13 protein-coding genes and 2 rRNA genes are annotated in these 15,504 nt (G+C 62.2%); 3 read left to right on the top strand and 12 right to left on the bottom strand.

The genetic code is table 11. The features are described from left to right. The first annotated feature begins 40 nt into the window (after positions 1-40). From L6758_RS00075 to L6758_RS00065, 3 genes are read left to right on the top strand one after another with little or no spacing between them, the layout of a single operon-like run. Complete coding sequence (locus tag L6758_RS00075) at positions 41-1,558, top strand: MmgE/PrpD family protein (protein WP_237204966.1); 1,518 nt, start codon at positions 41-43, stop codon at positions 1,556-1,558. Beyond that, positions 1,558-2,469: a methylisocitrate lyase gene (gene prpB / locus L6758_RS00070; RefSeq protein ID WP_237204965.1), complete on the top strand. Its 912-nt coding sequence runs from the start codon at positions 1,558-1,560 to the stop codon at positions 2,467-2,469. The genes L6758_RS00075 and prpB overlap by 1 nt, the downstream gene beginning before the upstream one ends. Before the next feature lie 20 nt (positions 2,470-2,489). Next, the gene (locus tag L6758_RS00065) at positions 2,490-3,626 is read left to right on the top strand and encodes a bifunctional 2-methylcitrate synthase/citrate synthase (RefSeq protein ID WP_237204964.1); all 1,137 of its coding nucleotides are present in this window, start codon (positions 2,490-2,492) and stop codon (positions 3,624-3,626) included. A 96-nt stretch (positions 3,627-3,722) separates the two neighbouring features. Here the strand turns inward: L6758_RS00065 and L6758_RS00060 are convergent, their stop codons facing one another. The 12 genes from L6758_RS00060 to L6758_RS00005 form a co-directional block, all read right to left on the bottom strand. Next, positions 3,723-5,156, bottom strand: a complete 1,434-nt coding sequence (locus L6758_RS00060; RefSeq protein WP_237204963.1) for a dihydrolipoyl dehydrogenase family protein — start codon at positions 5,154-5,156, stop codon at positions 3,723-3,725. Between the two features lie 17 nt (positions 5,157-5,173). Then, positions 5,174-6,148: a site-specific tyrosine recombinase XerD gene (locus L6758_RS00055; RefSeq protein WP_237204962.1), complete on the bottom strand. Its 975-nt coding sequence runs from the start codon at positions 6,146-6,148 to the stop codon at positions 5,174-5,176. A gap of 1 nt (position 6,149) precedes the next feature. After that, the gene (locus L6758_RS00050; RefSeq protein ID WP_237204961.1) at positions 6,150-6,893 is read right to left on the bottom strand and encodes an NUDIX domain-containing protein; all 744 of its coding nucleotides are present in this window, start codon (positions 6,891-6,893) and stop codon (positions 6,150-6,152) included. Positions 6,894-6,907: 14 nt separating this feature from the next. Then, positions 6,908-8,590, bottom strand: coding sequence for a CTP synthase (locus tag L6758_RS00045; RefSeq protein ID WP_237204960.1), 1,683 nt, complete (start codon positions 8,588-8,590; stop codon positions 6,908-6,910). A gap of 97 nt (positions 8,591-8,687) precedes the next feature. After that, positions 8,688-10,394 (bottom strand): DNA repair protein RecN, encoded by a 1,707-nt coding sequence (recN, locus tag L6758_RS00040; RefSeq protein ID WP_237204959.1) that lies wholly within the window; start codon positions 10,392-10,394, stop codon positions 8,688-8,690. 23 nt (positions 10,395-10,417) lie between these two features. After that, entirely contained in the window at positions 10,418-11,413 is a 996-nt protein-coding gene (locus tag L6758_RS00035) for an NAD kinase (RefSeq protein WP_237185555.1), read from the bottom strand. Between the two features lie 91 nt (positions 11,414-11,504). Then, a complete protein-coding gene (locus tag L6758_RS00030) occupies positions 11,505-12,257 on the bottom strand; it encodes a TlyA family RNA methyltransferase (protein WP_237204958.1) in 753 nt (250 codons plus the stop codon). A gap of 28 nt (positions 12,258-12,285) precedes the next feature. Further along, positions 12,286-12,486, bottom strand: a complete 201-nt coding sequence (locus tag L6758_RS00025; RefSeq protein ID WP_237204957.1) for a hypothetical protein — start codon at positions 12,484-12,486, stop codon at positions 12,286-12,288. Next, complete coding sequence (locus tag L6758_RS00020) at positions 12,479-13,468, bottom strand: HAD-IIA family hydrolase (protein ID WP_237204956.1); 990 nt, start codon at positions 13,466-13,468, stop codon at positions 12,479-12,481. Before L6758_RS00020 ends, L6758_RS00025 begins: the two co-directional genes overlap by 8 nt. After that, positions 13,468-14,802, bottom strand: a complete 1,335-nt coding sequence (locus tag L6758_RS00015; RefSeq protein ID WP_237204955.1) for a tetratricopeptide repeat protein — start codon at positions 14,800-14,802, stop codon at positions 13,468-13,470. The genes L6758_RS00020 and L6758_RS00015 overlap by 1 nt, the downstream gene beginning before the upstream one ends. Positions 14,803-15,054: 252 nt before the next feature. Beyond that, a 5S ribosomal RNA gene (gene rrf / locus L6758_RS00010) occupies positions 15,055-15,171 on the bottom strand. Positions 15,172-15,272: 101 nt separating this feature from the next. After that, positions 15,273-15,504, bottom strand: a 23S ribosomal RNA gene (locus L6758_RS00005); the annotation flags it as partial.

Genomic DNA, 15,504 nt, shown 5'->3' with positions numbered 1-15,504 from the left:
GGCGCCGCTGCCGGGAGGAACAACCTGAAAGGAAACATCAGTGACCAAGCTGCACTCCGTTCGAGTTTATAAGTCCGAAGAAAACCTGCCCCGCGAAGACCAGCTCGCCTACAAGCTCGCCCAGGTAGCTACCGACCCCGTTGAGGTACTCCCCGAGGTCGAAGAGATGGTTATCAACCGCATCATCGACAACGCCTCTGTCGCTATCGCTTCTCTCAACCGCGGCCCCATCATCTCCGCCCGTGACCAGGCCCTGACCCACGCCCACTCCCCCAACGGCAAGGGCGCAGCCATCTTCGGCGTCCCCACCAGCACCAAGGTCTCCCCCGAATGGGCAGCCTGGGCCAACGGCGTGGCAGTGCGCGAGCTCGACTACCACGACACCTTCCTGGCCGCAGAATACTCCCACCCCGGCGACAACATTCCCCCGATTCTGGCAGTGGCCCAGCACGTGGGCTCCACCGGCCGTGACCTGATTCGCGGTATCGCTACCGGCTACGAAGTCCAGGTCGACCTGGTCAAGGCCATCTGCCTGCACAAGCATAAGATTGACCACGTAGCCCACATCGGCCCGTCCGCTTCCGCCGGTATCGGAACCCTACTGGGCCTGGACACCGAAACCATCTTCCAGGCCATCGGTCAGGGCCTGCACACCACCACCGCCACCCGTCAGTCCCGCAAGGGCGAAATCTCCACCTGGAAGGCCCACGCCCCCGCCTTTGCAGGCAAGATGGCAGTTGAAGCGGTTGACCGCGCTATGCGCGGCCAGACCTCCCCCGTGCCGATCTACGAGGGTGAGGACGGCGTCATCGCCTGGATGCTGGACGGCCCCGACGCCCACTACGAAGTGCCCCTGCCCGAAATTGGCGAGCCCAAGCGAGCGATCCTCGACACCTACACCAAGGAACACTCCGCTGAGTACCAGGCCCAGGCATGGATTGACCTGGCCCGCAAGCTGCACCGCGAGCACCCAGAGTTCGCCAACCCCGAGAACATCGAGTCGATTGTTCTGCACACCTCCCACCACACCCACTACGTCATCGGCTCTGGCGCCAACGACCCCCAGAAGTACGACCCCACCGCCACCCGCGAGACCCTGGACCACTCCATCCCCTACATCTTCACCGTTATGCTGCAGGACGGCGAGTGGGACCACGTCGGCTCCTACGCCCCCGAGCGTGCCCAGCGCGAAGACACCGTAGCCCTCTGGCACAAAGTCACCACCGCTGAGGATGCCGAGTGGACCCGCCGCTACCACTCCAACGACCCCGCAGAAAAGGCCTTCGGTGGCCGCGTTGAAATCAAGCTGGCTAACGGCGAGACCTTCAGCGAAGAAATCGCTGTGGCGGACGCCCACCCGCTCGGCGCCCGTCCTTTCGCCCGCGAGGACTACATCGGCAAGTTCCGCAAGCTGGCCGAGGGCAAGGTTGCAGAGGCCGAACAGGATCGCTTCATCGAGGCCGCTGAAAACCTGGCTAATCTGGGTGCAGGTGAGCTGGACGCCCTCAACATCACCGCCTCCATCGACCTTGAAACCGGCAAGAAGGGTATCTTCTAATGCTGTACGCCTCAAAAACTGCCGCCCAAAAGCGCAAGGATCTGCGCGAGATGCTGGCCAGCGGCCAGATTCGCCAGTTCCCCGGCACCTACACCCCCATCTCAGCCCGCCTGATTGAAGAAAAGGGCTTTGACGGTATCTACATCTCGGGTGCAGTGCTGGCCAACGAGCTGGGATTTCCGGACGTCGGCCTCACCACCCTCTCCGAGGTAGCCCAGCGCGCAGGGCAGATTGCCCGCATCACCAATCTGCCCGCTATCGTGGACGCCGACACCGGCTTTGGTGAGCCCATGAACGTGGCCCGCACCATCCAGGAGTTCGAAGAATACGGCCTGGCAGGCTGCCACATTGAGGACCAGTTCAACCCCAAGCGCTGCGGCCACCTCGACAACAAGAACATGGTTGACCTTGAAACCGCGACCAAGCGAATCAAGGCAGCAGCCGAGGCCCGCCGGGACGAGAACTTCCTGATTATGGCCCGCACCGACCTGCGCGGCACTTCTTCCCTTGAGGAAACCATCAACCGTATCAAGGCTCTGGTCGATGCCGGCGCCGATGCGATTTTCCCCGAGGCCATGAAGAATCTCGACGAGTTCAAGGCTGTCTGCGACGCTGTGGACGTGCCGGTTCTTGCCAACATGACCGAGTTCGGCAAGAGCGAGCTTTACACCAAGGAACAGTTGGCTGAAGCGGGTATCTCAATGATTATCTACCCTGTCACCCTGCTGCGCTCCTCGCTGGGAGCCATGGAACGCGTCCTGGAAACCATCGAGCGTGACGGTACCCAGGAGGCCTACGTGGACCAGATGTTCACCCGCTCCCGCCTCTACGACCTGGTCGACTACGAGGCCTACAACCAGTTCGACACCGGCATCTTCAACTTCGAGGTTCCCGGTAAGTTCGAAGCCTAAACGCACAAGGAGAAACAGACATGAGCGACAACGAGGTCAAAAAAGGTCTGGCCGGTGTAGTTGCTGACTATACCGCCATCTCAAAGGTCAACGCAGAAACCAACTCCCTGCTCTACCGGGGCTACCCGGTACAGGAACTGGCGACCGTTCCTTTTGAGAAGGTAGCCCTGCTGCTCTGGAACGGGGAGCTACCCACCGACGAAGAGCTGGCAGAGTTCACCGCTTTCGAGCGAGCCCACCGGGCTCTGCCCGACGCCCTCAAGGCAGTGATCGACGCCCTGCCCACCGACTGCCACCCCATGGATGTCTGCCGCACAGCGACCTCCTTCCTGGGCGCAGCCGACCCCAAGAGCGAGGATCTCTCCCCCGAGACCGAACTGCTCAAGGCCAAGGAACTGTTCGCGGTCATGCCGGCTGTCGTCTGCTACGACCAGCGTCGCCGCCGGGGCCAGAGCATCATTGCCCCGCGCGAAGACCTGGACTACTGCGACAACTTCCTCTACATGGCCTTCGGCGAAGTTCCGGCCCCCGAGGTCAAGACCGCCTTCAACGTCTCCATGGTCATGTACGCCGAGCACTCCTTCAACGCCTCTACCTTCACTGCCCGCGTCATTACCTCCTCCCTCTCAGACCTGCACTCAGCCGTCACCGGCGCTATCGGTGCCCTCAAGGGACCCCTGCACGGTGGCGCCAACGAGGCCGTGCAGCACACCTTCGATGAAATCGGTGTGATTGAGGGTGAGTCCCAGGCAGACGCTAAGGCTCGTGCAAAGGCATGGATGGAGGCCGCCCTAGCAGAGAAGAAGAAGATTATGGGCTTCGGTCACCGGGTCTACAAGAATGGCGATTCCCGTGTGCCCACCATGCAGAAGTCCTTCTTCGACATGGTCGAATACTACGGCCGCCACGACATCATCGGTCTCTACCAGGGTCTGGCTGAAGCAATGGACGAGGCTAAGGGAATCAAGCCCAACCTGGATTACCCTGCTGGCCCCACCTACCACCTGATGGGCTTTGATACCCCCACTTTCACCCCCATCTTCGTGGCTTCCCGCATCACCGGCTGGACCGCCCACATCCTGGAGCAGCGCGCAGCGAATTCACTGATCCGCCCGCTCTCTGCCTACAACGGTGTGGACGAGCGCCACCTGAGCTAAGTCTCCACCCTTAGCAGCGACTCGCTGAGTCGGCTGGCTGAGAAGCGTCTTGTTTCTCAGCCATCCGACTTTGTGCTATTTACCTATCTGGCAGTACTAGCGCAGCTCCCTGGGGAGTTTTTCGAGCAAACGCAGCCAGATTTCTGAGGACGTTGGATAGGCAGGTACCGCGTGCCGCAGCAGCTTAACGGGTAGCTGGGCGGTGACGGCAATCGTAGCTGCGTGCAGGAGCTCGGCAGCTTCCTCCCCCACAAAGACGGCACCCAGTAGGACGCCGGTGTCAGCATCAACGGTCAGTTCAGCAAAGCCCCGGTTGAGGTCAGACAGCAAGGAGGTACCTGCAGCCTCGTTCATGGCGGCCCGGCTGGTGACCACGCTATGGCCCTGCTGGGCGGCCTGAGGAGCGGTGAGTCCGACCTGGGCTACCTGGGGCTGGCTAAAGATCACCTGGGGTACTGGAGCTTCTTGTTCAGGGGCGTACTCTTCCTGCCCGGCGAGGGCGGCCCCTAGAACCCGTGCCCGGTATTTACCCTGGTGTGTGAGTAGTACCTGCCCAGCGGCGTCCCCAATCAGGTGGAGCCAGTCGGGCCCCTCACCGGCCAGGGCCGCCTCCGGGCTGAGACCAATAGTGTGGAACCCTACCGCTTCTAGGGCAGGGGTGCGCCCGGTCGCTAGCAGCAGTTCATCGCTGACCAGGGTCTGCCCGTCATCTAGGGTGAGGGTAACTTCCCCACCGTGTACCCTACCGAGCCCTGTGGCGCTGGGGGCCTCGCGGCGGGCGTCCGTAACCCGGGCACTGTAGCGGAGAGTAATGCCCAAGTCGGTCAGGGCCGCAGCAATCATATCGCTGAGCCCCTCGACCTCTGCACCTAGCCTGCCCAAGAGGTGCTGCCCGCGTACCAGCAGGGTCACTTCGCTACCCAGGGCGGCCATCCAGGTGGCAGCTTCTACCGCAACTACACCGCCACCAACGATGGTAAGTCGCCGCGGTATCTCAACTACGCCGGTAGCGTCCCTGTTATCCCATGCCTCTAACCCCGCATAGAGATGAGGCACGCGGGCCTGCGATCCCGTTGCCAGCACAACGGCCCGGCGGGCCTTGAGAATCCGGGTGGCTCCGTCAGCGGAGGTTACCGTGACGGTTTTATCACCTGTCAGTTCTCCGTGGCCGCGCACCACGGTGATACCGGCCGATTCAGCCCAGCGTACCTGCCCCTCATCTCGGTAGCGAGAGACCCAGGCATCACGCCGTTTCAGCAGGTCATCTGCATTCACAGTGGTTCCGGTGAGGCCGGGCAGGTGCTGGGCAAGCTGAGCTACCTGCAAGGGGCGCAGTAGGGCCTTTGACGGCATACAGGCGTAGTAGGAGCACTCCCCGCCCAGAAGTTCGTGCTCAATCAGGGCAACGTTCAGCCCGCCCTGGGTGGCGTAGTCGGCAAGGTTCTCTCCCACCGGGCCAGCGCCGATGACCAGCACATCGAAGGTAGTGGTATCTAAGCGGGCTTGGTCTGTCTGCGGGGTAGTATTCATCGTTGTCTCTCGTATATCTAGCGGGCGCGGGGGTGGCTAGCTGCAAAGACCTCGCGCAGGGTATCGGCGGTGACTTTGGTATAGACCTGGGTTGTTGTCACCGAAGCATGCCCCAGAAGTTCCTGCACCACGCGAATGTCGGCCCCGCCCTCAAGTAGGTGGGTTGCGAAGGAGTGGCGCAGGGTATGCGGAGAAATCTCAGCCCGAATTTTCGCCCGTTCAGCGTGGTTTTTAAGGATGAGGTAGGCCCCCTGCCGGGTGATACGCCCGCCCCTTGCATTGAGAAAGAGGGCAGCGCTTCCCCTGCCGCGGGAGGCGAGCGCCGGGCGTCCGCGCACCAGGTAGTCGTCGATAGCCCGGGCAGCGTAGGAGCCAACGGGCACTACCCTCTCCTTGTTGCCTTTACCGAAGAGTCTTACGACGGCGGGCAACTGGGGGTTTTCTTCCGTGGGGTTCCGGTCGATGACCAGGTCATCGATATCAACCGTGATGGCTTCGCTGATGCGGGCACCCGTGGAGTAGAGGAATTCGAGCAGGGCCCTATCGCGCAGCCCCGCGGGGGTGGCGGGGTCGGGGCTTTCAAGCAGGCGGGTGATGTCGGCCAGGGGCAGGGCCTTGGGCAGACGGGCGGCGGGAGTGGGCGGACGGACGGTCGCCGCGGGGTCTGTGGGCGTGGTGCCTTCGCGGTACCAGAAGGAATGGGCCCCGCGAACGCCGCTGATGATGCGGGCGGCCGATTTCGCTGCGAGGCCTGCTCCCCCATCCTTGCCCGGGGCAGAGCAGTGGGCAGCGAAGTCGCGCACGTGTTTTTTGGTAATCGTACCCGGGTCGATCACGCCCTGGCCTGCCAGGTAGGTGCTGTAGCGGGTGAGGTCGCGGCGGTAGGCTGCCTGGGTGTTGGCGGCAAGGCCCCGTTCGATGGCCAGGTGGTTGAGGTAGGCCTCGATGGCCCTGTCGAGCGGGGTGGGTGCAGCCGGGGCGCTGGGGGCCACCTTAGAGCCCTTCGGCGGGGCGGATTTCTCCCCGGTAGTTGGCTTCACGCAGGGCAGGGTGAGCGGTGAAGGGGGCGGACGCCGGGTAGAGGGTTTCGAAGTTACGGCGGGCAGCTGCGTCGGCGGCGAGGATCGCGTTGGTGGAGGCTGCGTTGTGGATACGCCCTGCCAACACTGCGCGCACTGCCTCGTCGAGGGGCACCCAGCGCTGTACGATTTCTGCTTCTTCGTGGACTCGCTCTTCGCGGTCTTCGGCAGGAATTTCGCTGAGATCGCGGGCCAGGTAGATTCGGCAGGTCTCTCCCATGCCGCCGGGTGAGTTGTAGAACTCCATGAGGGTATCCCACCGAGCGGCTTGGAGGTCGGTTTCTTCTGCCAGTTCGCGGGCAGCTGCATGGACGGGGTCTTCCCCGTCAATATCGAGCAGGCCAGCTGGGATTTCCCAGAGGTTGGCGCGCACTGGGTGGCGGTACTGGTTGATGAGCAGCACCTCGTTCTTCTCGTTGAGAGCGAGGACGGCTACCGCCCCGGGATGCAACAGAAAATCTCGTTCGAAGGGTTCAGCGCCTTCTTCCAGTGCTATGCCCTCGCGGATAACGTCCCAGACGTAGCCCTCAAATTTGGTGGTGCGGCTGGTGACGTAGCGGGGGTTGGCGATGTCAGCGATTGTATCTTGGGTCGCGGCGAGCGCCGGGGCGTCGAGGCGGGGGGCGTCCCCCACCTCATACGAGAGATTCTGTTGCATACCTTAGAACAGTACTAGCCGTTCTTGCGGGTCTCAAGTGCCGCCTTGATCAGCCCCGCAAAGAGGGGGTGGGGGCGGGTTGGGCGGGAGCGGTATTCCGGGTGGGCCTGGGTGGCGATGTAGTAGGGGTGCTCGCTCACGGGCAGCTCGACGAACTCCACCAGGGACGAGTCGGGTGAGGTACCGGAGATCACCAGACCGGCTTCTTCCAGCTGCTGACGGTAGTCGTTGTTGACCTCGTAGCGGTGGCGGTGACGTTCTGCTACCTCGGTTGCCCCGTACACGCTTTCAGCCAGTGAACCTGCTGCCAGGGTTGCCGGGTAAAGGCCCAGGCGCATAGTGCCGCCCAGGTCGCCCGCGCCGTCCACAAAGGCCTTCTGCTCTTCGATGGTGGCGATCAGCGGGGATGCGGTCTCGGGGTCGAACTCGGTCGATGAGGCGTCCTTGATGCCAAGCACGTTGCGGGCGTATTCGAGCACCATAGACTGCAACCCTAGGCAGATCCCCAGGGTGGGAATCTTGTTTTCGCGGGCGTGGCGCAGGGCGCCAATCTTGCCGTCAAGGCCGCGGATGCCGAAGCCGCCAGGTACGAGAATGGCGTCCATGCCGCGCAGCTGGTGGGCGGCGTCCTCGCGGCTCGCGCAGAGGTCGGCGGCAACCCACTTGATGTTGACCTTAGCGTCGTTGGCAAAGCCGCCGGCGCGCAGGGCCTCTGTGACCGACAGGTAGGCATCGGGCAGGTCGATGTACTTACCGACCAGAGCAACGTTGACCTCGGTCTTGGGGGTGTGGACGGCGCTCAGCAGCTTATCCCACTGGGTGAAGTCAACGGGGTTAGCGTCGATGCCCAGGTAGTCCAGGATGTAGGCGTCGAGGTTCTGGCTGTGCAGGGTCTTGGGGATGTCGTAGATGCTGGGGGCGTCAGCGCAGGAGATAACGGCCTCGGGCTCTACGTCACAGGCATGACCGATCTTGATCTTGTGTGACTCGGGCACTTCGCGTTCACAGCGCAGGATCAGGCCGTCGGGAATAATACCCAGGCCGCGCAGGGCGGCAACGGAGTGCTGGGTGGGCTTGGTCTTCAGCTCGCCGGACGGCCCGATGAAGGGTACCAGAGACACGTGCAGGAAGAAGACATTCCGGCGGCCTACATCGCGGCGGACCTGGCGGGCTGCTTCGAGGAAGGGCAGGGATTCGATGTCGCCCACGGTGCCACCGATTTCGGTGATGATGATGTCGGGGGCGTTCTCGCCTTCGGCAGGCAGGCGCATACGGCGCTTGATTTCGTCGGTGATATGGGGAATGACCTGTACGGTATCGCCCAGGTATTCACCGCGGCGTTCCTTGGCGATGACGTGGGAGTAGACCTGGCCGGTGGTGACGTTTGCTGCCTGGGAGAGGTTCTCGTCGAGGAAGCGTTCGTAGTGGCCGATGTCGAGGTCGGTTTCTGCCCCGTCGTCGGTGACGAATACTTCACCGTGCTGGAAGGGGTTCATGGTGCCGGGGTCGACGTTGAGATAGGGGTCGAGCTTCTGCATGGTCACTGAGAGACCGCGGGAGCGAAGAAGTCGGCCGAGAGATGAGGCTGAGAGGCCTTTGCCGAGAGATGATGCTACGCCGCCGGTGACGAAAATCTGGCGGGTGACTTTACCGTTGTTTGATGCGTTTGTATCTACCACGGAATTCCAGCCTATCACCGTTTCTGTTTCGCGCGTGTAAACACTGCGGGGCAGGGCCCGGTGGGCGGACGCCTGCCCCGGCTTCTGCTGAGCAGGTAGGGCACCTGCCCGGGGGCTAGATCTGACCGGCGTCGGCCAGGAGTTCTCGGGCGTGTTCCTGGGCTGCTGCTGACTGGTCGTGGCCAGAGAGCATGCGGGCAAGCTCTACGACTCGTTCCTCGGGTGTGAGAACCTGCACACGTGAGAGGGAGCCGTCATCGTTTTTGCGTACCAGGATATGCTGGTCGGCAAAGGCAGCTACCTGGGGCAGGTGGGTGACCACCAGTACCTGCACGTTCTTAGCGAGCATAGCCAGGCGGCGACCGATTTCAATGGCTGCCTTACCGCCGACGCCGGAGTCCACCTCGTCAAAGATGAAGGTGGGCACGGGGTCTACTTCTGAGAGCACCACTTCGAGGGCCAGCATCACGCGGGAAAGCTCACCACCCGAGGCACCCTTGCCTAGGGGGCGGGGGACGGCCTGGGCGTGGGGAGCCAGCATGAAGGTCACCGCGTCCTTACCGTAGCGGTGGAACTTTTCGGTTTCTTCTACCTCAACCACCAGCGAAGCGTTCGGCATGGCCAGGGCTGAGAGTTCTTCGCTGACCGCCGCTGCCAGTTTGCGGGCTGCCTTGGTGCGCAGGTCGGTGAGCTCCGCAGCCTGCTCCCCCAGGGTCTCGCGCAGCTGGCGCAGCTCGGCTTCCAGGGCCTCCTGGCGGGCCGGGTCATCTGAGAGGGTTTCCAGGCGGGCCCGAGATTCTTCTGCCCAGGCCAGCACCTCGGCAATATCAGCCCCGTACTTGCGGGTCAGGCTCTTGAGCTGGGCCCGGCGGTGCTCGACCTCAGCAAGGCGTTCTGGCCCCTCGGTATCTAGCCCAGAGGTATAAGCCGAGATTTCTTCGGCAATGTCGGTCACATGAATCAGGGCCTCGTTCAGCCGTCCAGCGAGAGCTGCCAGGTCGGCGTCCGCATCTGCTTCTGCGGCCAGGGCGGTGCGGGCGGCATCGAGCAGCCCCAGCACGTTGGGCTCGTCCGCGTCCCCGTATTCGGTGCCCGACAGAGCGGCGGACGCCGTCGCCGCAGCTAGACGCAGGGACTCAACGTTGGCCAGTTTTTGGCTTTCTGCCCGCAGGGCCTCATCTTCGCCCTCAGCAGGCTGCACCGAATCGATTTCTGCTAGAGCCCCTTGCAGGGTCTGGGCTTCCAGTGCGCGGGCGCGGGTATTTTCACGGACGTCGCGAAGTTCCCCGGCGGCCTGACGGTAGCGCTCGTAGTTGACGGTGTAGGCCGCTAAAAGCTTTTCAAGTTTTTTTCCGGCGTAGGAGTCCAAAGCGTGACGCTGTTCGGCGGCGTCCTTGAGACGCAGCTGGTCGGACTGGCCGTGGACCGCAACCAGGGTATGGCCGATATCTGCCAACGTGCCGATAGGGGCAGAGACACCACCCACGTGGGCGCGAGAGCGACCTGCGGCGCTGACGGTGCGGGCCAGAAGCAGCTCGGCAGAACCGCCGTCGAGTTCTTCAACCGAACCACCGGCGTCCTCGGCCAGGGCTAGGGCGCGGTGCCCCTGAGGCAGGCGGATAACGGCCTCAGCCAGGGCGTTTTTAGCGCCGTTGCGCACGCTAGAGGCATCGGAGCGAGCGCCCAACAGCATGCCCAGAGCCGTCACGACCATGGTTTTACCGGCCCCCGTCTCACCGGTCAGCACCGAGAAGCCGGGTTCAAGAGGCAGGCGGGCATCGGTAATGACGCCCAAATCGCGCAGGTGAATTTCTTCAATCACGTGGGAAAACTTTCTTGACGAGGTTAGTCGTTACGGATGACGGTCAGGGCACTGGTCGCAGGCCCGGGGGTGTGCGGGCCGCGCCAGCCCGCAATGGGTAGCTCGAACTTCTTGACCAGGCGTTCTGAGAAGGGGGCCGGGTGCATACGGGCCAGGCGGACGGGCTTGGACGAGCGGGTCACCTCGACGCGGGCCCCGGGAGGCAGGTCGCGGGTACGCCGTCCATCGCACCAGAGCACACCTTCTGCCCCGTTGGTGGAGATCAGCTCTACCGCCATCATCGAGGTCGGTGCGGTCACCAGGGGGCGGGCAAAAAGAGCGTGGGCCGAGAGGGGCACCATCAGCATAGCCTCAACGCTGGGCCAGACAATCGGGCCACCGCCAGAAAAGGCGTAGGCGGTTGATCCGGTCGGGGTTGCCAACACCACGCCGTCACAGCCAAAGGACGAGAGCGGGCGCCGGTCTACCTCAATGACCACCTCGATCATTTTTTCGCGGTTGCCCTTTTCAACGCTGGCCTCGTTAAGGGCCCAGGTTTCAAGAATTTTCTGGCTGCCGTCCCAGACCTTCACGTCGATCGCCATGCGCTCTTCGACCGTGTAGTCGCCCGAGACCACTCGCTCAACGGTTTCGGTTAGGTCGAATTCTTCGGCCTCTGCAAGAAACCCTACGTGGCCAAGGTTGACGCCGATGAGGGGTATCTGGGTGTGGCGAATCATCTCGGCAGCGCGCAGAATCGACCCGTCACCGCCCAGCACCATACCCAGCTCGATGTCTTTGAGCGCCACAGACTCGTGGGCCACCGCCACGGGCACGGGGTTCTCCCACTTTTCGGTCAGGGCTTCCAGGTCAGCGCGGTTCATCACGGGCACCAGGCCAGCCCGGTGCAGCTGCGTGCAGGTAGCACGAGCAGCGTTGCGGGCCTCAAGACGGCCGGTATGGGCGAAGACAAGAATATTGCGCTCCCCCGGTGTCTTGGTCTGCTGGGGTGTGAGGGCGGTGTCAGGTGTTTCGTTCACACTTTTAGGCTAGCTGACCGTAGGCAGTTTTGCTGTTTTTCTGGGCCCAACACACCGGATTTTTTCGAATATTTATTCGACTTTGGGTGCCCTATGAAGCGGGGGTTGCTTCGTCAGGCTTGCGGCACCAGAGGAAGAATTCTACGTTGCCGTCCTGCCCCGGCAGGGGGCTTTCCTTCTCCCCCAGCACGAGCAGGCCGGCGTCCTGCGCTGCTGCGCGGACGGACGCCACGGCGTCCGCTCTCACCTCAGGGTCAGTTACCACCCCGCCCTTGCCGATGCGGGCCGGGCCCACCTCAAACTGGGGTTTGACCATGAGCAGCAGGTCCCCACCTGCGGCCGTTGCCCGGGCCAGCGGCTCAACGACCTTGGTTAGGGAGATAAAGCTCAGGTCTGAGACCGTAAGGGCTACCTGCCCGCCGATATCGTCGGGGCCCATGTGCCGCACGTTCATGCCCTCATAAACGTCAACGGACGGGTGATTCCGGATCTGCTCGACCAGCTGATCGTGCCCCACATCAACCGCCGCAACCTGGCTGGCACCCCGACGCAGGAGCACGTCGGTAAAACCGCCGGTAGAGGCACCTGCGTCCAGGCAGAATTTACCGGCAACGGTGATCTCGGGGAAGGCGTCCAGCGCCCCGGCCAGCTTATGCCCGGCGCGGCTCACATACTCGGTCAGCTCGCTACGGCGGACGCGGACGCGGTCCCCCTCCTTCAGCTTTTGGGCTGGCTTCGTCACGGTACGGCCGTTCACGCTGATGTGCCCGCCCTCAACCATCTTGGCCGCCAGCGTGCGGGAGCGGGCAATCTTTGCCTGCACCATGTACTGGTCCAGTCGCATGTTCTTCCTTCCCGCTCCGCACTCGGCTCTAGCGGCTTGAATCTAGGTCTTCTTTGAGGGCAGACGCCAGCTGGCCCAGCCTCTCGATGCGTTCGGTGGCATCCAGGGCCAGGGCAGCTGTCAGCGCCGCCTCGAACTCGGGGTCGAGAGCCTCGGCTTCTTCAGTCGGTAGCCCCGAACCTGCCTTTTCTTCGAGACTCTGGGCGGTTTCGTCCGCGCCCTTAGCCACGGTGCACCTGGCTAGGAGACACCGGGGCGGACGCATCGGGGTGGGCAGCCCACCAGGCTGCGCAGGCCACACGCCAACTATCAATCTCGCTACCCTCACCGGTGATGGTGAGTTCGGTATCGGTTGCCTCAGCGGACCAGCCTGCGCCCCGAGCGCCCATACCGGTTGCTGTTGCCTGCACCTGGATCTGGGGGTAGTCCTCGAAGAAACCGGCGAGGTCTTCCAGAATATAGGTGGGACGCTCCACCGGAATAGCCGCCAGAATGCTCTGGTAGGTCTCCACCCCGGTCATGACCACGGCCGTCGCCATCGCTGCCCGGTTACCGCCCTGGATATCGGTATCCAGGCGGTCGCCCACCACCACAGGACGCTGAGAGTTCAGTTTCTGGGCGGCGGTGACAAAAATAGGTGACTCCGGCTTACCAGCTACCTGCGGGGTGCGCCCGGTAGCCGTCGCTACAGCCCCCACCAGGGTGCCGTTACCGGGGGCGATGCCACGTTCCTTCGGGATAGTGAAATCGGTGTTCGAGGCAACCCACAGCACCTTCTCATCGGCCAGTGTGTAGGCGGCTTCAGCGAGATCTTCCCACACGATCTTGGGATTGAAGCCCTGGGCCACAGCTACCGGCTCATCAGCCTGGCTATTGACGGGGGTTAGCCCGGCAGCCGCTACGCAATCGGCGAGAGCCTGCGCCCCGGTAATCAGCACCTTAGCCCCCGCAGGGAGCTGGGCCTTCAGCAGCTCAGCAGCAGCCTGGGCTGAGCTAATCACATGGTCGGCATCGGTGTTGACGCCGAGTTCCACCAGGTGATCAGCAACGGCCTGGACGCTGCGCGAGGCATTGTTGGTCACGAAGGCTACCGGTACCCCGGCATCCTGTGCCCTGTTCAGAGCCTCAGGGGCACCTTCAATAGCGAAGGGTCCGGCATACACTACACCATCAAGGTCAGAGAGAATAGCGTCGTGGGCTGCCAGCAGCATTAGTCGCGGTCCTCCTCAGCAGCTTCAGCAGACAGCTCGAAGAGGGCTTCTTCCTCTGCCTGGTCTTCGCTAACTACGGTTTCAGTGGTCGTCAGGGTTTCGCCGACCTCAAAAAGAGCGCCGTCTTCGCTGGCTTCAGACTCTTCGGCGACTACTACATCGGCAGCCTCGGTTTCGGTGGCTTCAGCAGCGTCTGCTTCCGCGTCGGCCTCTACAGCTTCAGCAGCCGGTGCCTGGGCTTCAGCAGCTTCAAGGTCAACGGAGGGTTCTTCGGGTTCAAGCAGGTCCTGCTCAGTGAAGATATCGAAGATTTCAGGTTCGACGAAGTCACCCTGGCCTAGAGCGGCCTCGGTCATCAGGGCAAGGCGGGCCCAGCGGGCTGCTTCTTTTGCACGGCCATCCTGCTCAAGGAGTTCTGCATAGGTGTTGAAGAGACGGGGTGAGTAGTCAAAGCCGCGCTTGGGGTTCAGCTCGGGAATCTCAAGGGCCTTCAGAGCCTTCTTCAGCTCGCCCTGGTCGCTGTAGATACCGGAGACAACGATAGCGACCTCAGAGCGGACGGCGGCAGGTACCTCTTCGTTCTTCGCTTCTTCAGCCAGGGTCAGGGCCTTTTCGATACGCCCCAGGGCACGCTCGCAGTCTACGAGCAGCGCTAGGTGCTCGTTGGAGCCCGAGATACGGCGGTGGGTGCGCAGTTCACGCAGGGCCAGTTCAAAGTCCTCTGCAGCGTAGGCTGCGATACCGACGACCTCGCGGACGACGCCGATTCGGCCTGCGCGCTTTGAGGCAGCAACAGCGTGTTCTAGGGCGAAGTCGGGGTCGATGTCGAGGTAACGGCCGACCATGACCAGGTGCTTAGCTACGGTATCTGCGTTCTGGGCTTCTAGCTGGCGCAGGGCACGCAGGGTCCAGTTTTCGAGTTCCTTGCCGGTGACGTCGGTGTCGATCTCGGGTGCATTCTTTGACGGACGGTAGTCACCGCTGGGGTTCTTTGCCTCAGCAGTAAAGTTACGGTCTTTGAGCTCCCCCTGGAAGCCGCGCTTATTCTGGTCGCGGTCGAAGTTCTTGCGGGGGCCATTACCCTTACGGTCGAAGGAGCGTTCGCCGCGGCCGTTACCGTTGTTTTTACGCTCGTCGAAGCGCTTGCCACCGCCGCGGTTCTTATCGAAGGGCTTCTTCTTGTCGCCGTAGGGGCGGTCGCCGTCGCGCTTGGTGTAGCCGCTGTCGTTACGGTCGGAGCGGTCGCTGCGGTAGGGGCGTGAGGAGTTACGGTCGTTGTTCTTCTTGTAGCCACCGCGGTTTTTATCTGAGTGGTTACGTGAGTATTCAGCCAAGTGAGCTCCTCTATGGTGTTTGTGGTGGGGGTTGGGCTCTTTTTGCCCTGTTTTTAATGCTAGGTTCTAGTTTATCTGGCTTGAGGTACCTTGCGTAGGGGCTGCCTGGTCTTACCGGTGCGTTTTCAGGCACACAGCTTCACTCTTGGCCGTCGCTTTAAAACAAAAAAGGGCTCGGAGCGATAGCTCCGAGCCACAAACAAAAAGAGCCCGAGCTATAAAACTCAGGCTCTTCCTGTATCCCAATCAAAAAACCGGCGGTGACCTACTCTCCCACACCGTCACCAGTGCAGTACCATCGGCGCAAAGAGCCTTAACTTCCGGGTTCGGGATGGAACCGGGTGTTTCCCTCTCGCTATAACCACCGTAAACCTACGATGCACCACCCCACACACGGGGCAGCAATAACAAACCCAAAGGGTTGTTATCTCAAAACCATACAGTGGACGCAAACAAAAACTCAGTTATAAAAGTGTAAGCCTTCGGACTATTAGTACCAGTCAACTCCACGGGCATTCCCCGCGTCCATACCTGGCCTATCAACCCCATCATCTATAGGGATCCTCACGTGACCCAAAGGCCACCAGGAAATCTCATCTCGAAACAGGCTTCCCGCTTAGATGCTTTCAGCGGTTATCCCTCCCGAACGTAGCCAATCAGCCATGCACCTGGCGGTACAACTGACATACCAGAGGTTCGTCC

This window comes from Rothia nasimurium (assembly GCF_928382285.1).
Lineage (GTDB): Bacteria > Actinomycetota > Actinomycetes > Actinomycetales > Micrococcaceae > Rothia > Rothia nasimurium_E.
The sequence above is the reverse complement of the archived record's forward strand: the minus strand, read 5'-3'. Positions and strand labels throughout refer to the sequence as shown.